Source organism: Nocardioides dokdonensis FR1436 (assembly GCF_001653335.1).
GTDB lineage: Bacteria > Actinomycetota > Actinomycetes > Propionibacteriales > Nocardioidaceae > Nocardioides > Nocardioides dokdonensis.
On the sequence record NZ_CP015079.1, the window covers coordinates 421,093 to 439,564 of the forward strand.

The 18,472-nt window shown below is 73.5% G+C and carries 18 protein-coding genes; 11 read left to right on the forward strand and 7 right to left on the reverse strand.

The features are described from left to right. Entirely contained in the window at positions 1 to 615 is a 615-nt protein-coding gene (locus tag I601_RS01945) for a TetR/AcrR family transcriptional regulator (RefSeq protein WP_237089528.1), read from the reverse strand. 49 nt (positions 616 to 664) lie between these two features. On the opposite strand from I601_RS01945, the gene I601_RS01950 reads away from it, so the two are divergent. The 3 genes from I601_RS01950 to I601_RS01960 are packed head-to-tail and all read left to right on the forward strand — an operon-like array spanning position 665 to position 3,556. Further along, on the forward strand, positions 665 to 2,209 hold the full coding sequence (locus tag I601_RS01950) for a flavin-containing monooxygenase (protein ID WP_068105742.1): 1,545 nt from the start codon (positions 665 to 667) through the stop codon (positions 2,207 to 2,209). Next, positions 2,206 to 3,048, forward strand: coding sequence for an SDR family NAD(P)-dependent oxidoreductase (locus I601_RS01955; protein WP_068105745.1), 843 nt, complete (start codon positions 2,206 to 2,208; stop codon positions 3,046 to 3,048). Before I601_RS01950 ends, I601_RS01955 begins: the two co-directional genes overlap by 4 nt. Continuing rightward, on the forward strand, positions 3,041 to 3,556 hold the full coding sequence (locus I601_RS01960; protein ID WP_157519836.1) for a ribonuclease FAU-1 family protein: 516 nt from the start codon (positions 3,041 to 3,043) through the stop codon (positions 3,554 to 3,556). Before I601_RS01955 ends, I601_RS01960 begins: the two co-directional genes overlap by 8 nt. A 22-nt stretch (positions 3,557 to 3,578) precedes the next feature. Here I601_RS01960 and I601_RS01965 read toward each other — a convergent pair whose 3' ends face one another. The 3 genes from I601_RS01965 to I601_RS01975 all read right to left on the reverse strand — a co-directional run bounded on the left by I601_RS01965 (position 3,579) and on the right by I601_RS01975 (position 6,567). Further along, positions 3,579 to 4,970, reverse strand: coding sequence for a threonine/serine exporter family protein (locus I601_RS01965; RefSeq protein WP_068105753.1), 1,392 nt, complete (start codon positions 4,968 to 4,970; stop codon positions 3,579 to 3,581). 64 nt (positions 4,971 to 5,034) lie between these two features. Continuing rightward, positions 5,035 to 6,147, reverse strand: coding sequence for an FUSC family protein (locus tag I601_RS01970; protein ID WP_068105754.1), 1,113 nt, complete (start codon positions 6,145 to 6,147; stop codon positions 5,035 to 5,037). Between the two features lie 27 nt (positions 6,148 to 6,174). Next, a complete protein-coding gene (locus I601_RS01975; protein WP_157519838.1) occupies positions 6,175 to 6,567 on the reverse strand; it encodes a hypothetical protein in 393 nt (130 codons plus the stop codon). Between the two features lie 232 nt (positions 6,568 to 6,799). Between I601_RS01975 and I601_RS01980 the strand changes: the two genes are divergently transcribed. Continuing rightward, positions 6,800 to 8,209, forward strand: a complete 1,410-nt coding sequence (locus I601_RS01980) for a WS/DGAT/MGAT family O-acyltransferase (protein WP_084527033.1) — start codon at positions 6,800 to 6,802, stop codon at positions 8,207 to 8,209. Positions 8,210 to 8,230: 21 nt separating this feature from the next. Here the strand turns inward: I601_RS01980 and I601_RS01985 are convergent, their stop codons facing one another. Beyond that, positions 8,231 to 9,403, reverse strand: coding sequence for a site-specific DNA-methyltransferase (locus I601_RS01985; protein ID WP_068105755.1), 1,173 nt, complete (start codon positions 9,401 to 9,403; stop codon positions 8,231 to 8,233). A gap of 98 nt (positions 9,404 to 9,501) precedes the next feature. On the opposite strand from I601_RS01985, the gene I601_RS01990 reads away from it, so the two are divergent. From I601_RS01990 to I601_RS02000, 3 genes are all read left to right on the forward strand, one after another. Beyond that, complete coding sequence (locus I601_RS01990) at positions 9,502 to 10,443, forward strand: matrixin family metalloprotease (RefSeq protein WP_068105756.1); 942 nt, start codon at positions 9,502 to 9,504, stop codon at positions 10,441 to 10,443. Between the two features lie 141 nt (positions 10,444 to 10,584). Further along, positions 10,585 to 12,147 carry a CocE/NonD family hydrolase gene (locus I601_RS01995; protein ID WP_068105767.1) on the forward strand — a complete coding sequence of 521 codons (1,563 nt, stop codon included), beginning with the start codon at positions 10,585 to 10,587 and terminating at the stop codon, positions 12,145 to 12,147. A gap of 9 nt (positions 12,148 to 12,156) precedes the next feature. Further along, a complete protein-coding gene (locus I601_RS02000; RefSeq protein ID WP_068105769.1) occupies positions 12,157 to 13,383 on the forward strand; it encodes a phosphodiester glycosidase family protein in 1,227 nt (408 codons plus the stop codon). Here the strand turns inward: I601_RS02000 and I601_RS02005 are convergent. Then, positions 13,370 to 13,852, reverse strand: a complete 483-nt coding sequence (locus I601_RS02005) for a hypothetical protein (RefSeq protein ID WP_157519840.1) — start codon at positions 13,850 to 13,852, stop codon at positions 13,370 to 13,372. The two genes, I601_RS02000 and I601_RS02005, sit on opposite strands and share 14 nt — an antisense overlap. Before the next feature lie 109 nt (positions 13,853 to 13,961). On the opposite strand from I601_RS02005, the gene I601_RS02010 reads away from it, so the two are divergent. Then, positions 13,962 to 14,546 carry a mismatch-specific DNA-glycosylase gene (locus tag I601_RS02010; protein ID WP_068105773.1) on the forward strand — a complete coding sequence of 195 codons (585 nt, stop codon included), beginning with the start codon at positions 13,962 to 13,964 and terminating at the stop codon, positions 14,544 to 14,546. On the opposite strand, the gene I601_RS02015 is transcribed toward I601_RS02010, so the two are convergent. Then, on the reverse strand, positions 14,543 to 15,793 hold the full coding sequence (locus I601_RS02015; protein ID WP_068105775.1) for a glucose-1-phosphate adenylyltransferase: 1,251 nt from the start codon (positions 15,791 to 15,793) through the stop codon (positions 14,543 to 14,545). The two genes, I601_RS02010 and I601_RS02015, sit on opposite strands and share 4 nt — an antisense overlap. 76 nt (positions 15,794 to 15,869) lie before the next feature. Between I601_RS02015 and glgA the strand changes: the two genes are divergently transcribed. From glgA to I601_RS02030, 3 genes are all read left to right on the forward strand, one after another. Beyond that, positions 15,870 to 17,078, forward strand: a complete 1,209-nt coding sequence (gene glgA, locus I601_RS02020; RefSeq protein ID WP_068105777.1) for a glycogen synthase — start codon at positions 15,870 to 15,872, stop codon at positions 17,076 to 17,078. A gap of 122 nt (positions 17,079 to 17,200) precedes the next feature. Beyond that, a complete protein-coding gene (locus I601_RS02025) occupies positions 17,201 to 17,650 on the forward strand; it encodes a hypothetical protein (protein WP_157519842.1) in 450 nt (149 codons plus the stop codon). Positions 17,651 to 17,673: 23 nt separating this feature from the next. Beyond that, positions 17,674 to 18,456, forward strand: a complete 783-nt coding sequence (locus I601_RS02030; RefSeq protein WP_068105781.1) for an inositol monophosphatase family protein — start codon at positions 17,674 to 17,676, stop codon at positions 18,454 to 18,456. Positions 18,457 to 18,472 lie beyond the last annotated feature (16 nt).

Sequence of the window (18,472 nt, forward strand, 5' to 3'; positions counted from 1 at the left end):
CTACTCCGTGGGCGGGGGGAGCAGCTGCGCGAGCGCCGGCAACGACGCGGTGACCAGGTGCAGCAGCTCCTCGCGCGAGACGCCCTCGGGGCGTGCCTTCCAGCGCAGCACGACGTCCTCGGCCATCGCCGCCCACCCGCGCGCCACGAGCCGGGCGGCGGGCGTGTCCGGGATCAGGTTGCCGTGCGGGTCCTCCTCGAACATCCGGTCGGTGAGGGCGCTGAGGGCCTCCTCGTAGATCTCGCGCATCGAGGCGCTGCCGCTGGCGGCGCCGCGCACGAGCGAGAGGTAGCCCTCGTAGTTGGCGTCGACGTAGTCGACGTACGCCGCGACGGAGACCCGGAGCCGGTGCTCCGGGTCGCCCTCCACCGGCGGCGCGGTCTGGCTGATCAGGGCCGCCGCCGCCCAGCGCATCACGGCCTCGTGGAAGTCCTGCTTGTTGCCGAAGTAGTGGTAGAGCAGGCCCCGGGAGATGCCTGCCTCCTCGGCCAGCAGGTCGATGCTCAGCTCGTCGATCGACCGGGTCGCCAGCAGCCGCACCCCGAGGTCGAGCAGCTGCGCGCGGCGCTGCTCGGGACTCAGGCGGGTGCGGGGAACGGGCGTGTCGGTACTCACGCAGCACATTCTATTGACACTCGTTCAATAACTTCAATACTTTGTGCTCATGACCTCCACCGCTCCCGCGTCGGCCGGCGCACCGGCCACCCGCAGCGTCGACCACCTCGTCGTCGGCGCCGGCTTCGCCGGGCTGTGCGCCGCCATCGGCCTCGCCGCGGACGGTGAGCACGACGTCGTCGTCGTCGAGAAGGGCAGCGACGTCGGCGGCACCTGGCGGGACAACACCTACCCCGGCGCCGCCTGCGACGTGCCCAGCCAGCTCTACTCCTTCTCGTTCGCGCCGAACCCCGACTGGTCCATGTCCTTCTCACCCCAGGCGGAGATCCAGGCCTACCTGCAGCGGGTCGCCCGGGAGTCCGGCACCCTGGACCGCTTCGTCTTCGACACCGCCGTCACCGGGGCGACCTGGGACGACGCCGCCCAGCGCTGGCAGGTCAGCACCGAGGGTCCGACCGGCCCCACCACCTGGACCGCGCGCACGCTCACGATGGCCGCCGGCAGCCTCTCCGAGCCGAGGCTGCCCGACATCGAGGGGCTCGCAGACTTCGAGGGCGAGGTCTTCCACTCCGCCCGCTGGGACCACAGCGTCGACCTCGCCGGCAAGCGCGTCGCGGTCATCGGGACCGGGGCCTCCGCCATCCAGATCGTCCCCGAGCTGCAGCAGCAGGTCGCGCACCTCGACCTCTACCAGCGCACCGCGCCCTACGTGCTCCCCCGCCACGACCGCCGCTACTCCGCTCCCGAGAAGGCCGCGCTGCGCCACGTCCCCGGGCTGCAGAAGCTCTACCGCCACGCCATCTACTGGGCGCGCGAGACCTACGTCCCGGCCTTCACCGTCGATGCCCGGATCGCCTTCCCGGCCAAGCGGGCAGCCCTGGCCAACCTGCGCGACGCCGTCAGCGACCCGCAGCTGCGCGAGCGGCTGACCCCCACCTTCGAGCTGGGCTGCAAGCGGGTGCTGATCTCCAACACCTACTACCCCGCGGTGGCCGCCGACAACGTCGAGCTGGTCACCGACCCCATCACCCGGGTGAGCAGCAACGCCGTGGTCACCGCGGACGGCACCGAGCGCCCCGTCGACGTGCTGGTCGTGGCCACCGGGTTCACCGCGACCGACCTGCCCTTCGCCCACCACGTCCGCGGGCGAACCGGCCGCACGGTCGCCGATCGCTGGGCCGAGACCGGGATGTCGGCGTACAAGGGCACCACGGTGCCGGAGTTCCCCAACCTGTTCGTCCTCGTCGGGCCCAACACCGGGCTGGGGCACTCCAGCATGGTGCTGATGATCGAGGCCCAGGTCGGCTACCTGCGCGACGCGATCGCCACCATGCGCACTCACCGCTACGCCACGGTCGAGCCCACCGAGCAGGCCACCGCCGTCTTCAACGACGACCTGCAGCACCGGATGCGGCGCACCGTGTGGAGCACCGGCGGCTGCGCCAGCTGGTACCTCGACGAGCACGGCCGCAACACCACGCTGTGGCCACGCACCACGGTGACCTTCCGTCGCCAGCTCGCCCGCTTCGACGTCGCGGCCTACGCCGTGGCCGCGGAGCACTCCCACCCCACCCGAGAGGCAGTCACCGCATGAAGAACCTGCGCGACAAGGTCGTCGTCATCACCGGGGCCGGATCCGGCATCGGCCGGGCCCTCGCCCTCGACCTCGCCGGGAGGGGGGCCCAGCTGGCGCTGAGCGACGTCGACGAGGCCGGCCTCGCCGGCACCGTCGAGCTGGCCCGGGCCGCCGGCGCGCTCGCGGTGCGCGGCGACCGCCTCGACGTGGCCGACCGCGCCGCCTTCGAGGCCTACGCCGCCACCGTCGTCGAGCACTTCGGACGGGTCAACGTCGTGGTCAACAACGCCGGCGTCGCCCTGGCCGGCAACCTCGTCGACCTCGAGTACGAAGACATCGACTGGATCATCGGCGTGAACTTCTGGGGCGTCGTCCACGGCACCAAGGCGTTCCTGCCGCACCTCATCGCCTCCGGCGACGGCCACGTCGTCAACATCTCCTCGTTGTTCGGGCTGATCTCGATGCCCGGCCAGAGCATGTACAACGCGGCCAAGTACGCCGTGCGCGGGATGACCGAGGCGCTGCGCGAGGAGATGCTGGTCGCCGGCCACCCGGTCGGTGTCACCTGCGTGCACCCCGGCGGCATCAAGACCGCCATCGCCCGCAACGCCCGCGTCTCGGCGCGCGAGGACCAGGCGCGCACCGCTCGGCTGTTCGACGAGAAGCTGGCCCGGATGACCCCGGAGAAGGCCGCCTCCATCATCGTGCGCGGCATCACCCGCAACCAGGCGCGGGTGCTGGTGGGCGTCGACGCGCACGCGCTGCACCACCTGGCCAAGCTCACCGGCTCGCGCTACCAGGACCTCGTCGCCCGCAGCGCGAAGCGGGTGCTGCCCCAGGACGTCACGGTTGTCTGAGCCGCGACCGGTCCGCGTCGAGATGAGCAAGTGGGGCGGGCGTGCCCACTGGTCCTTCGACGGGCTGCTGCTCGGCGCGGACGCGTGGGGCGAGTGGATCGGGGTGCGCGCCGGCACCGTGCACGAGCGCCCGGGGGCCCGGTTCGTCTCCGAGGTCGACACCGTCACCCTGGCCCCGCGCACCGGCTGGTACGCCGCCACGTTCCACGCCCCGGGCCTGTGGGCCTCGGTCTACGTCGACGTGGCCACCCCGCCCGCGTGGGACGGCCCCGTCCTGCGCTCGGTCGACCTCGACCTCGACGTGGTGCGCACCGCCGAGGGTCGTGTCTACGTCGACGACGAGGACGAGTTCGAGGAGCACCGGGTCGCCCTCGACTACCCCGCCGACGTGGTCGGCGCCGCTCGTGAGTGGTGTGCCCTGGTGCACGAGCAGGTGCTGGCCGAGGCGGCGCCGTACGACGGGCACGCGCAGCGGTGGCTCGCCGAGCTCGCCCGAGCGCACGGCTGAGGGCCCCGACCCGTCGCCCGGGTCAGCCCAGCTCGTCGGCCTCGACCTCGGCCTCGGCCTCCGCCTCCCGTGCGGCCTCGGCGCGCTTGCGGCGACGGCGACGGGTGCTGCTCGCCGCATGCACCGGGCCGACCAGGCGGGGACCGGAGAGACGCGCCTCCACCCGTGCGGCCTCCCGCTTGAGCGGCTGCGCGATGTACTCACCGAGGATCACCCCGCTGGCCAGCGCGAGCGCCACCGAGATGGCCCCGGCCATCGCGAGCAGGCCCTGCGAGGTGGCGCTGCCCCCCTCGGACAGCAACGTCAGCCCGCGGTAGATCAGCAGCCCGGGCAGCATCGGCACGATCGCGGGCACCACGACCACCAGCGGCGGGACCCGGATCCGTCCCGCCACCGTGAAGCTGACCAGACCCACGAAGACGGCCGCCACGCCCACCGACCAGGCCCGACCCACGTCCGCGAGCTCGATCACCCGGCTGATGAGCATCGCCAGACCGGCCACCAGCGCGATGGGCGCCAGGATCCGTCGGGGTGCATAGGTCGCGTACGCGAAGGTCGCAGCCGCGATGGCCGACCCGACGGCCAGCATGCCCAGCGTCTGGAGGTTGGCCACGCCCGGTTCCAGCCGCGGGATCCGCACGCCGAGCACGGTGGCCACGCTCAGGCCGCCGGTGACGCCGGCGATGATGCCCGCCGTGGCGAGGAAGGCCTCCAGCAGCCGGGCGGAGGCGGTGACGTAGAACCCCGTCAGCGCGTCCTGGAGCGCACCCATGAAACCGATCCCGGCCAGCAGCATGATGATGTTGGCGGTCACGACCAGCGACACGTTGACCGGCAGCGGGGTGGCCCCCACGCCCAGCGCCAGCAGCGTGGCGACCCCGCCGCCCACGACCTGCTGGTAGAACGACGGCATCCGCCGGCGCTGCATGCGCAGCTGGATGCGGTCGATGAGGACCGACGACACGATCGCCAGCGCGATGACGACCAGGTCGCCGCCGAGCTGGATCGCGACGCCGCCGCACATCAGGCCCCACCCGGCCGTGATCATGGACCGCCGCCGGTCGTGACCCGTGGAGACGATCCGGGCCAGCTCGGTGCGCGCCTCGCGGACGTCCAGGTCGCCGTCCAGCACCCGGCGCACGAGGTGGTCGACCTGGGTCAGGTGGTCGTAGTCGATGGCACGGTGGTTGACCTGGCGGGACGCACCGAGCGCCGGCTCCTCGGGGTCCGCCTGGTACGACATCGCCAGTGACGTGAAGGTGATGTCGATCTCGGCGTGCCGCATGCCCAGCTCGCGCGAGAGACCCTGCATGGTCGCCGTGACGTCCGCAGCCCCCGCACCCGAGGAGAGCAGCAGCTCCCCGACCCGCAGGCAGAGGTCGATGGTCAGGTTCGCCTCACGCGGTTCGAGCATGGGGCGATCGTGTCAAAGGATGCGGGTGCGACCCGAATTTCTGACCATGTCGTTCCGCGCACGTCTAGCGGGGCGGTGGGGGCAGCGCGTCGGTCGCCTCCAGCTGGTCCATCCCGGTGAGCATCAGGAGGTCGACGACGATGGAGCGCAGCTGGGCCAGCACGACGTCGCCGGTCATCTCCGGGGAGCGCTCCACCCGCCCGGTGTCCAGCCCGACCCGCACGAGGAACGACCGGGCCGCGACCGGGACCTGGTGGGCGTCGAGCTCGGCCGCGACCACGTCGACCGCGTGGGCGAGGTCATTGGCCAGCGCGGCGTACGACGCGGGGACGGGTCGGCGGTGGTAGGCCGCGACCGCGACCTGGCGCATCAGGACCCGGGTGCTGCGGATCGCCCGGTCCATCGGGGACACCATGTCGACCATCCGCCGGATCCCGGGTCCGTGCCGCACGCGGAACGGCGAGGACGCCACCACCGCCATCCCCTCGTCGGCCGCCGCCTTCAGCTCCCGCACCAACGGGTCGGTGGAGCGCGCGTCGGCGAGCAGCTCGAGCCCGCGCTCGGCGTCGCCGTCGAGGATGACGTCCGCCGCTCCCCGCAGCAGCTCGGCCTGCTTGCGCAGCACCACCGCCGCCTGCTCGCGCGGGCGGCGCAGCGGGGCGGAGGGCACCAGCGTCGCAGCCGCCAGGGCCACGGCTCCGCCGACCAGGGCATCGGTCCACCGGGTCAGCGACGCCCCCGCCCCGGGCAGCAGACCGACCACGAAGACGCCCTGGATCGCGGCCTGGCTCAGCAGCATCGTGCCGCCGTCGAGCAGCAGCGCGACCGACATCGCCAGACCCACGACGACGCCGAGCTGCCACCAGCCCGCACCGAGCGTCGCCACGAGCAGGTCGGCCAGGAACACCCCGAGCGCGACCCCCACGGTCACCTCGACGACGCGACGCAGCCGCTGGCCGTAGGACGTGCCCAGGCTGACCACCGCGGCGACGGCGGCGAAGACCGGCACGTCGTGGCCCAGCACCTCGCTGGCGATCAACCAGGCCACCGCCGCCGCGACCGAGCTCTGGGCGATGTGCCAGCGCTTGGACTTCCAGCGGGCCACCCGGCCCCGGTAGGACGAGCGGCCCCGCGCCAGTCCGCGATTCCAGATCGCGTCGATCGATCGCCCCTCCATGGGGCGATCCTCCCACCTGGGCGGCCCTCAGCCCGCCCGGCGGGCGTACTTGATCGCCTGCTTGAGGTCGGCCAGGTCGCGGTACCAGACCTGGGTCTCCTTGCGGCAGCGCACCCGACCGATCTTCTTGGGGTACTCCTGGCACTCCGCCATCGCCTCGCTCGTGGTGGGCGGGAACTGGGTGGAGCCGTCGTAGTGCGCGATCCCGAAGCCGCTGTCGGCGTTGCCGGTCACCTTCACGATCGTGTCCGGGGCCGGGGCCTTGGTGTCCGGGGCCGCTCCGCTGACCTGGGCCGCGCCGACGACCAGGACGGTGGCGCTGGCTCCGGCGCCGAGGGCGAGCAGCAGCCGGCGACCGGCTCCGGGACGCAAAGGGCGGCTCTCGCGACGGGTCGGGTCCTGCTGGGTGGTCGAGGTCATGGGTCGCTCCCGAGGGGTCCGGCACCGGCAGGTCCGGTGCTCGAGAAGGACGCTAGGCAGCCCACGGCCCGCTGGGCCGGGGCCGCCGCCGGCTGGGGACGACCCCCGCTGCGGGCCACGGTGTGGACACGGGATGGCCCGCGGTGGGCGGGGGCGGCGTACCTTCTCCCCTGTGGCGCTCGTCACCCTGGGGGGCGGCGGCCCGCCAGCGTCCGCCCGAGAAAGGCTCACCGTGGTCTCACCGATCGATCCCACGTCCACCGGCTTCCTGCTCGCGGAGAACCGCAACATGCCGATGCACGTGGGCGGGCTGCAGCTCTTCGAGAAGCCGGACGGGGCCGGCGACGACTACATCCGCGAGATGTACGAGGCGATGAGCGACGTCGACGAGCTCGCTCCCCTGTTCCTCAAGCACCCGTACCGCTCGGTGCGCACCGGCGGGCAGCTGGTCTGGAAGCCCGACCTGCAGTTCGACGCCCACCACCACGTGCGCCACAGCGCGCTTCCCGCCCCCGGTCGCTACCGCGAGCTGTTCGACCTGTGCTCGCGCCTGCACTCGACGCGGCTCGCCTGGGAGCGCCCCCTGTGGGAGAGCCACATCATCGAGGGGCTCGCGGACGGCCGGGTCGCGCTGTACACCAAGACCCACCACGCGCTGGTCGACGGCATCTCCGCGATGCGGCTGCTGCAGAGCGTGCTGTCCACCGACCCCGACCGCCGCGGGATGCCGGCCCCGTGGGCCGCGACGCCGTCGAAGCCCCGCTCCTCGCCCCCGGCCGCCGATCCCGGCCACGGCCTCACCGACATCCCGATCTCGGCGCTGCGCAGCGCGCTCGGTCTCACCGCCGAGGCCGCCGGGCTGCCCGGAGCCCTGGTGCGCACCCTGAGCCAGGGCGTGCGCAACGAGACCTCCGCGGTCTCCTTCCACGCCCCGCGCACGATCTTCAACCAGAGCATCACCGGAGCCCGGCGCTTCGCCGCCGAGGACTGGCCCACCGAGCGGTTGCGGGCGATCGGCAAGGCCACCGGCACGACGATCAACGACGTGGTGATGGCGATGTGCAGCGGCGCGATCCGCGCCTACCTGATCGAGCTCGACGCGCTGCCTGCCGCACCGTTGGTCGCGATGGTGCCGGTCGGGCTGAACGCCAAGCAGTCGCAGCACGCCTCCGCCGACGGCGGCAACGCGGTCGGCGCGGTGATGGTGCAGCTGGCCACCGACCGCTCCGACCCGGGCGAGCGGCTCCGGGCGATCCACGACTCGATGGCTGCCGGCAAGGAGGCGCTCTCGTCGATGACCCCGGTGCAGATCATGGCGATGAGCGCCCTGGGACAGGCCCCGATGATCCTGGCGCCGCTGCTGCGGATGCAGGGCATCGTGCGCCCGCCGTACAACCTGATCATCAGCAACGTGCCCGGCCCGCGCACCACCCACTACTGGAACGGCGCGCGACTGGTGGGCACCTACCCGCTGTCGATCCCCATCAACGGGATGGCGCTCAACATCACCTGCACGTCGTACGACGGGCAGATGGCCTTCGGGCTCACCGGCTGCCGGCGCACGGTCCCGCACCTGCAGCGGCTGCTGGGCCATCTCGAGAACGAGGTGGTGGCGCTGGAGCGGGCCGCCGGGGTGGCCTGAGCCGGCCCTCGGCCCGCGACCTCAGCCCAGGGTCTCCTCGACGAGTCCGCCGCCGTGGCGCTGCGCCACCGCGCGCAGGCGCGCCCGGGTGATGTCGGCGACCGTGGCCAGCCCGGCCGCGTCGGCGTTGGAGCCGGGTCGGGTCGGCTCGGCGGAGTTCACGCTGAGGCAGGTGCGGGTGCCACCGTCCTCCTCGTTGAGCATCGCGACCGCGTGACCGGTCGTGCCGCTGCCGGCGAAGAAGTCGAGCACCGCCGCGTCGTCGGGCATCGTCATCAGCACCCGCCGCAGCAGCCCGGTGGGCTTGGGCGACTCGAAGACGTGACCCACGAGCTCCTTGAGTTCGGCGACCCCGGTGTCGGTGGACCCGACCTCCTCGGCGAGCCAGATGGTGCTGAGCTTCTTGCGCCGCCCCGGGTGCAGCCAGTCGCGCTGGAAGACGTCGATGCGGTCCCCCGCCCGGCCGCGCACGGTGCGGCAGACCAGGTCGTCGGTGCGCTGGTCGATCAGCGGACGGCTCCACCGCCACACCGCCGGCCGTCCGTCGCCGAAGACCGGGCTGATCTCCTGGGCCGCGCCGAACCGCTCGGTGCGCACCTCGCCGGTGACCGGGTCGCCCCAGACGGTGAAGTGCAGGGTGCGCGCCGTGACCGGGTTGAACTTCTTGTTGGTGTTGCGCAGCGGCAGCTCGCGGTAGCGCCGACCGCTGGGCTCGTGGAGCAGCGCGAAGTCGCGCTCGTCGACCGTCTCGGCGCTGGTGGTGTCGAGCACGCACCGCCCCGGGTCGCGCGCGTAGACCAGGAGGTACTCGTGGCTGGTCGCGAAGCCGCGCCCCAGCTGGCGCCCCTTGGGGTTGAGGTTGACGACCACCTGCGCGACGAACGACGCCTCGCCGAAGACCTCGTCGAGCAGCAGCCGCAGGTGCGCCGCCTCGTGGTCGTCGATGCTGGCGAAGAGCGCGCCGGTCGGGGCCATCAGCCCGCGGGCCGCCTCGAGACGCGGGCGCATCATCGCCACCCACGCCTGGTGGCGTGACGTCGCGGCGTCCCCGCGGATGTCGTCGCTGTAGGCGAAGTCGTTGCCGGTGTTGTACGGCGGGTCGATGTAGACCAGGTCGAAGACCCGCTCCTGGACCGCGAGATCTCGGAGCACATCGAGGTTGTCCCCCTCGACCACGGTGTTCCAGGTGCCCACGGCCCGACCCTAGCCCCGAGCACCGGGACATCTGCGCCGACTCGGTGGGATATCTGCGCCGGCTCGGCCCGTCACCAGGGGTCCTGGATCATGGTGGCGTGGGATTCTGGCAGCGGCGCGCGCAGGAGCGTGCCCAGCGGCGCGCCCAGCAGCGCTGGGTGCGCGACATGGAGCGCCGCCTGGCCGACCTCGACGCGTTCGACCCCTCCGCCTTCGAGGCCGGCGGGGCCGGTCCGACCCACGGCGAGCTCTACCGCTCCGGCGGGCCCGTGCCGATGCCGGCGGGGCCGAGCGGCGCCCGTCGGCCGCGGCGCACGCACGGCCCGGTGCTGCCCGGCCTGCTGGTCGCACTGGTCCTGGCCTCCCTGGTGGTGCTGCGCGACCCCGGCGCCACCGGTGACCGGGTGCGCGAGCTGGTCGGCGGCAACCAGCGGCTGGCCGAGATCGTCGGCATCGGCGACGGGGAGGGGGCCTACGAGTTCGTGCGCATGCAGCCCCGCGGCCAGGGCCCGGTCACCTGGTCGCCGTGCAAGCCGATCCCCTACGTCGTCAACCCCGACGGCGCGCCGGCGGTGTGGGCGGAGCTGGTCGAGGAGTCGATCGCGGACGTCGAGGAGGCCTCGGGGTTCGTCTTCGACGACCAGGGCCAGACCGACGACCGCGACTTCGACCAGCGCTCGGTGGCCGCCGGTCGTGCGAGCCCGGTGCTGATCGGCTGGTCCGACGCCGACGAGACGCCCGCCCTGGCCGGCGACGTCGCCGGGCTCGGCGGCAGCGCCTGGCAGTCCCGGCAGGTCGGGCCAGAGTGGTTCGTGGCGGGCATGATCGCCCTCGACACCGACACCTTCGACCGGCTCGCGGGCCAGCGCGGCGGCGAGCAGGCGATGCGCGCGATCATCACCCACGAGCTCGGGCACGTGCTGGGCCTGGGCCACGTCGACGACGACACCCAGCTGATGTACGGCGGCAACCTGGTGCGCAGCGAGCTCGGCGCCGGCGACCTCGAGGGCCTGGCCCGCCTCGGCGCCGTGGACTGCTGATCCCCCACCCCCCACCGCCGGCCGAGCAGTCACTTCTGCACCATCGACCGGTCACTTCTGCACCACCCACCGGTCAGCTCCTGCGTGACCCCGGCCCGTGGCACTCGTTGTGCCGGTCGTCACCATCCACCGGGAGCACACATGCGTCGACTCACCGCCCTGGCCACCGCGGCCGCCACGCTGGCCACCCTGGGGCTCACCGCCCTCGGCGGGCCGGGCGCCCCGTCGGCGTACGCCGTCCCGGGCGTGCGCGCCACCGACGGCTGCGTGCGCAGCGTCCCGGAACCGGGCACGACCGAGCCGGTCGACATCTGCTTCACCGTCTTCCGCCCCGCCGGGGCCGGCGCGCGGCACCGTGTGCCGATGATCCTCTCGAGCCACGGCTGGGGCGGGTCGCGCACCACCGATCCGGCGGCGGTGAGCGCCTTCACCGACGCCGGCTACGGCGTGCTCTCCTTCGACCAGCGCGGCTGGGGCGACTCCGGCGGCCACGCGCACGTGGAGGCCCCCGCCTTCGAGGGCCACGACGTACGCCGCCTGGTCCGGCGGGTGAGCCGGATGCGGTGGGTGCAGCAGGACCGCAAGGGCGACCCGCGCCTGGGCGCCATCGGCGGCTCCTACGGCGGCGGCTACCAGTTCCTGGGCGCCTTCGAGTCGCTGCGCACGAAGGGCCGCCCCGTCTTCGACGCCCTCGCCCCGCAGATCACCTGGAACGACCTGTCCAGCAGCCTGGCGCCGGAGGGCGTGGTGCGCACCGAGTGGGCGCTGCTGCTCAGCGCCGCCTCGGTGCCCGACGACGCGCTCCCCCCGAACGTCTACAAGGCGCTCCTGGAGGGGGCTGCGCTCGGCGAGTGGCCCGACGGATCGGTGCCCGGCACCGAGGACATGGTCTCGTTCATGGAGAGGAACGGGCCCGCCTGGCACGTCTCGAAGGGCCGCCGCCTGGACATCCCCGTGCTGTTCGGCCAAGGCACCACGGACGGACTGTTCCCGCTGCAGGAGGGCCTGGAGAACTGGCGCACGGCGCTGACGCCGCGCGCTCGTCGGGACAGCATCTTCGTGGGCTACAACGGTGGCCACGTGCTGCCGGCCGTCCTGCCCATGGGCGTCTCGATCACCTCCGACCCCTGCAGCGCCGCGCTCGCCGGGGGTGACTTCGAGCAGCTCACGATCCGGTTCTTCGACGAGCAGCTGCGCGGGCGCCGCACCGGGCTGGGCGGCTACGGCCGGCTGCACGTCGCGACGCCGACCGACGGGTGCCTCACCACCCGCTCCGAGCGCCCCAACCACAGCGTCGAGATCGGCACCGTGGCCACCTCGGCCGCCGCGGGCGTCCCGGTCGGGACGCTCGTCGCCGAGGGCCCCGTCACCGTGGCGGGCTCGGCGTACCTGACCGCCGACGTGACCTCGGTCGGCGTCGAGAACCGCGCGTTCTACGGCCTCGCGATCGGCACCTCCCCGCTCAACGCGCGGCTGGTGCAGAACAACGTGCTGCCGCTGCGCGAGCCGCTGCCGGTCGCCGGCGAGCGGCGCCGCATCCCGCTTCCGGCCGTGGGCGTCGACGTGCCCGCCGGGCAGAACCTCTACCTGCTGGCCAGCCCGTTCAGCGAGACCTTCGTGGGCATGGGCAGCCGCACGCCCGGCGCCATCCTGCTCGAGGACACGGTGGTGCACCTGCGCCGGACGCTCCTCGAGCGCCCGTAGCCTGAGCCGGTGCTCCCCCGTTCTCGGACCCCCCTCCTCGCCCTGGCCCTCGTGCTCGCGGGTCTCGGCGCGCCCGCCGTCGCCGACTCGACCGACCCCGCGCGCCGCGTCGACCCCGGCCTTCCGGCCCACGCCGGAGCCGACGGTCCGCACAGCTCCGACGGTGTCCGCGGCCGGCTGGCCCCGCGGGTGCGGGCGTACGACGACGAACCGAGCACGCGCGTGGTGCTGGAGAAGCGCCGCATCGCTCCGGGGGTGCGCTACACGTCGTGGAGCGAGACCGACGCCCGCGGCCCGGTCCGCGCGCACCTGCTCAGCGTCGACCTCGACGAGCGCTCCCTGCGCCTCGACTACGCCAGCCCCACCACGGTCGCCTCGACCGACGACGTCCTGGACCTGGCCCGCGCCCGCGGCGCGCTGGCGGCCGTGAACGGCGACTTCTTCGACATCGGTCGCACCGGCGCTCCGCTCGGCGTGGGCCGCTCGGCGCCCCGCGGTCTCTTCAACGGTCGGGCGTCCGGGTGGAACTCGGCGTTCTTCCTGACCAGGAAGGGCCGCGCGCAGGTCGGCGAGGTGAACCTGCGCGGGAAGATCGCCGAGCGTCCCGGCGCCGAGATCACCAACTTCAACTCCCACTTCGTCGCGCCCGGCGGCATCGGCGTCTACACCTCGCGCTGGGGCAGCTCACCCGGGTACGCCGCCACGCAGGGCCAGCAGAAGGACGTGCGGATGGTGGTGGTGCGCGACGGCAGGGTGGTCGCCAACCGCGCCAGGCTGCGTCCGGGGAAGCCCGTCCGAGGCCTGGTGCTCATCGGTCGCGGCGAGGGGGCCAAGCAGCTGCGCAAGCTGCGCACCGGCCCTGCGACCGTGCGGTGGTCGCTGCGCGGGCGACCCTCCATGGTCATCACCGGCAGCAAGTTCCTCATCGACGACGGCGTCATCCAGGTCGTCGACGACGCCGAGATGCACCCGCGCACCGCCATCGGCATCGACCGCGACACCAACGAGGTGCTGCTCCTGGTCGTCGACGGACGCCAGTCGACCAGCCGCGGCCACACGATGGTCGAGCTCGCGCACATGATGATGGACCTCGGCGCCGACGAGGCGCTCAACCTCGACGGTGGCGGGTCCAGCACGATGGTGGCGCGCGAGGACGGCTCGCTGCAGGTGCAGAACTCGCCGTCCGACGGCTCGTTGCGCCCGGTGGCCAACGGCGTGGTCGTCACGAGGCGTTGAGGCTCACGCCCTCCTCGAGCACCACCAGCGCGACCGTGGTCATGGCGGCCAGGCACTGCCGGCCCGGGCTGGGCACCGGCCCGGGCTCCAGGACCACCCCGCCCTCCGCGGCGAGGGCCTCGACCCCGCTCGGCTCGTCGCAGCCCACCGCCACGACCTGACCGGCCAGCTGCTCCCCGTCCCGGACCTCGAGGTCGGTGGCCGCGGACCGGACCTCGCGGGCCAGGCCGTCGGAGAACCCGGCCACGAACGCGTCCAGGGCTCGCGTGCCCTCGAGCGCGACGGCGTGCGTGTCGGGGCCGTCGCCGCTCTCGGTCGCGGTCACCAGCCGGTGCCGCAGGACCGTCGGCTCCGACGCGGTGCTGTCCGCGGCCCGGCTCGGCCCGGCGGACTCCTCCCCGCAGCCGACCAGGGTCGGACCGAGCAGCAGCACGGGCAGGAGGGGTAGGAGTGCTCCGAGACGTCGCATGACCCTGCGACGGTAGCCGGGCCGTCCCGGTTCCCGCCTCGACCGGCCGATCCACGCCGAGTGGGTGGGACATCTGCGCCGGGTGGGCGGGGCGTGGGAGGGTCGGGGCGTGGGTCGATCGTTCTCGCGTGCCGAGCTGGAGTCCTTCCGCGACGCGGAGGTGCCCGACCTGCTGGGCCCCGACGTCCGGCTGATGTTCGTCGGCATCAACCCGGGACTGTGGACCGCCGCCACCGGCACCCACTTCGCCCACCCCGGCAACCGGTTCTACCCCGCGCTGCTGCGCGCCGGGGTGCTCGAGGAGCCGGTCGACCCGGCGGCGGGGATGAGCGAGGCCGAGCGCGACGTGCTGCGGCGCCGTGGGATCGCGATCACCAACCTCGTGCGACGCGCCACGGTGAAGGCCTCCGAGCTGTCCCGCGACGAGCTCCTCGAGGGCGGCGCGAGGCTGCGCGCGCTCGTGGCGCAGGTGCGACCGCGGGTGGTCGCGGTGGCCGGCGTGACGGCGTACCGGACCGCGTTCGGGCTCCCCCGCGCGCAGGTCGGCCGGCAGCCCCGGCCGCTGGCCGACAGCGAGCTGTGGGTGGTGCCCAACCCCTCGGGCCTCAACGCCCACGAGACGGTCGCGACGCTCGCCGAGGCGTACGCCGAGGTGGCCCGCGCGGCCGGCGTCCTCCCGCCCGCAGCGGGCTAGCGCACCGGCAGCTGCTGGTCCTTGCCCATCACGGTCAACCCGTCCTGCACGATCAGGCCGCGCGCCCGGTCCTCCTCGGGGTCCACCCCGATCCGTGCCCCGGCGGGCACCACGACGAACTTGTCCAGGATCGCGTTGCGCACGACGGCACCGGCGCCGACGATCACCCCGTTGAGCAGCACCGAGCCGGTCACCTCGGCGCCGCTGTCGACCCAGCACGCCGGGGACAGCACCGAGCGCGTCACGTGACCGCCGGTCACCACGACGCCGGGCGAGAGCACCGCCTCGTCGGTCACGCCCGGGGTGCCGTCGGCGCCCTGCACGATCTTGACCGGCGGCTGCGGGCCGTAGGAGGTGTAGATGGGCCAGTCGAAGTTGTAGAGGTTGAAGACCGGCAGCGGGGAGACCACGTCCATGTGGGCCGCGTAGTAGGAGCCCAGGGTCCCCACGTCGCGCCAGTAGCCCTTGTCGCGAGCGGTGGCGCCGGGCACGACGTTGTCCTTGTAGTCGTAGACGCCCGCCTGCGAGCGGCGCACGAAGGACGGCACGATGTCGCCGCCCATGTCGTGCAACGACCCGGTCGTCGTGGCGTCACGGGTCACGGCCTCGACCAGGGCGTCGGCGTCGAAGACGTAGTTGCCCATCGAGGCCAGCACCTCTCCGGGGCTGTCGGGCAGGCCGATGGGGTCGGTGGGCTTCTCCAAGAAGTCGCGGATGCGCGACGGCTCGTCGGGTTGCACGTCGATGACGCCGAACTGGTCGGCCATCCCGATCGGCTGCCGGATCGCGGCGACCGTGCAGCCCGCGCCGCTCTCGACGTGCTGCTCGACCATCTGCGCGAAGTCCATCCGGTAGACGTGGTCGGCGCCCACGACCACCACGATGTCGGGCTTCTCGTCGCGGATCAGGTTGAGGGACTGGAAGATCGCGTCGGCGCTGCCGAGGTACCAGTGCTTGCCGACCCGCTGCTGGGCGGGCACCGGTGTCACGTAGTTGCCCAGCAGCGTGGACATCCGCCAGGTCTGCGACACGTGCCGGTCCAGGCTGTGCGACTTGTACTGGGTGAGCACCACGACCTTGAGGTAGCCGGAGTTCACGACGTTGCTCAGCGCGAAGTCGATGAGGCGGTAGATCCCGGCGAAGGGCACGGCCGGCTTGGCGCGGTCGGCGGTCAGCGGCATCAGCCGCTTGCCCTCACCACCGGCCAGCACGATCGCGAGGACCTTCTTGCGCGCCGAGGAGCTCATGGGATCACCGTACTGCCTGTGACGCACGCCACGCCGACATCCACGGGCGAGCGCCGGGGCGGGTAGGTTCGATCCCGTGCGAGTCGATGTGCTGACCAAGGAGTACCCGCCCGAGATCTACGGCGGCGCGGGAGTGCACGTCGCCGAGCTGGTCCGTGCGCTGCGCGACCGCGACGACCTCACCACCCGGGTGCACGCCTTCGGCGCCGCCCGCGACGAGCCGCTGACCTCCTCCTACGCCGACCTCGCCGGCCTCGAGGACGCCAACGCGACGCTGCGCACGGCGGGCGTCGACCTCGCGATGGCCGCCGGGTGCGCGGGCACCGACCTGGTGCACTCGCACACCTGGTACGCCAACCTCGCCGGGCACCTGGCCGGCCTGCTGCACGACGTGCCGCACGTGGTCTCGGCCCACTCGCTGGAGCCGTTGCGGCCCTGGAAGGCCGAGCAGCTCGGCGGCGGCTACCGGCTCTCCTCGTGGATGGAGCGGACGGCGTACGAGGGTGCCGCGGCGGTCATCGCGGTCTCCGCGGCGATGCGCGCCGACGTGCTGCGCTCCTACCCCGCCATCGACCCCGCGCGCGTGCACACCGTGCACAACGGCATCGACACCACCCGGTGGTCCAGGGTCGACGACCCCGACCGGGTCCGGCGCCTGGGCGTCGACCCCGACCGCCCGTCGGTCGTCTTCGTGGGTCGGATCACCCGGCAGAAGGGCCTGCCGCTGTTCCTGCGCGCGGTCGCGGCCCTCCCGCCCGACGTCCAGGTGGTGCTGTGCGCCGGCGCCCCGGACACCCCCGAGATCATGGCCGAGGTGGAGTCCTTGGTCAGCGACCTGCGCGCGGGTCGCGACGGCGTCGTGTGGATCGGCGACATGCTGCCGCGCGCTGACGTCGTCGCGCTGCTCAGCGCCGCGACCGTCTTCGCGTGCCCCTCGATCTACGAGCCGCTCGGGATCGTCAACCTCGAGGCGATGGCCTGCGAGACCGCCGTCGTGGCCACCGCGACCGGGGGCATCCCCGAGGTCGTGGTCGACCCGTCGACCGTCGGACCCACGGAGGCCACCGGCCTGCTGGTCCCGATCGACCAGGCCGACGACGGCAGCGGCACCCCGCTCGACCCCGACCGGTACGTCGCCGACTTCGCCGAGGCGCTCACCTCCCTGGTGGGCGACCCCGACCGCGCCGCCGCCATGGGCCGGGCCGGTCGCGCCCGGGCCGTGGCCTCCTTCGGCTGGCCGGCGATCGCGGAGCGCACCGTCGAGGTCTACCGCTCCGTGCTCTGAGCCGGACCGGTCCACCACCCTCCCGGCCCTCGTCGTCAAGGCCGGGCCCCGCAGGCTGTGGACGCGCCGGGCCTGTGGAGGAGCGGTCGCGGACCGGCCGCGACCGGGTCAACCTGGGCGGCATGGACACCACACCCGAACCCATGTTCCCGCTCCCCTCCGGCGCCCCGCTGCGCCCGGTCGTGCACACCCAGTCCGACCTGCTGCACCTGTGGCAGGCGCTGATGGGCGAGCTCGGCTTCTCCCGCAGCTCGACGTGGACGCTGCGCCTGGACCCCGACGGCCGCCCCGTGCCCGGCCTGCTCGAGATCGAGGACTGCGACGGCGACCCGGTGCCCGAGCACCTCGACTCGCTCACCGCGCTGTGCCTCGACGTCGGCGGCACCTCGGGACGGTGGGTCTTCCTGCGCAGCCGGCCGGGGCGGCACGGCCCGGACGCGACCGACCGTGCGTGGGCCCGCGAGCTGACGCTGGCCTGCCGGCGGGCGGGGCTGGGCACCGACGTGGTCCACCTGGCCACCGACCAGCGGCTGGTGCCGCTGCCCGCCGACGACCTGCTCGCGTCCGCCTGAGGTCGGGGTCGTACGGTCGAGCCGTGCAGACCCAGGACGTGCTGACCCTGCTCCGGACCGTGGGCGAGGAGGTCGTCGAGCCGCGCTTCCGCAGCCTCGCCGACGCCGAGGTGATCGAGAAGAACCCCGGCGACCTCGTCACGGTGGCCGACCGCGAGGCCGAGGTGCGCCTCACCGAGGTGCTGCAGCGCGAGTACCCGCACGCGGTCGTCCTGGGCGAGGAGGCCGCCGAGGACGACACCTCGGTGCTGGAGCGTTTCGCCGGCGCCGACCACGCGTTCACGGTCGACCCGGTCGACGGCACGAAGAACTTCGTGCGCGGCTCGCCCGACCACGCCATGATGATCGCGGAGCTGCGCGGGGGCGTCGTCGAGCGCAGCTGGATCTGGCAGCCGCAGCACCGCGCGGCGTACGTCGCCGAGCGCGGGCAGGGCGCCTGGCGCAACGGCCAGCGCCTGACCCGGCCGCCGGTCGGGGCGGCGCTGCGCGGCGTCACCTCGCGCCGCAGCTGGATCGGGCGCGCCCTGGGCACCCTGAGCGCACTGGAGCTGACCTGGGTCTGCTGCGGGGTCGACTACCCGCGCGTGGTCGAGGGCGGCGCCGACTACGCGCTCTACCGCAAGACCAAGCCGTGGGACCACGCACCCGGCTCGCTGCTGCTCAGCGAGGCCGGCGGGGTGCTCGGCACCTTCGACGGCGAGCCCTACCGACCCCAGGCCGAGGCCCCCTCGGGCCTCGTCGCGGCGGCCGACCGGGCGACGTACGACCTCGTGCGGGGGTTGCTGCACGCCTTGCCGGGACTCTGAGCACCCACCGGCCACG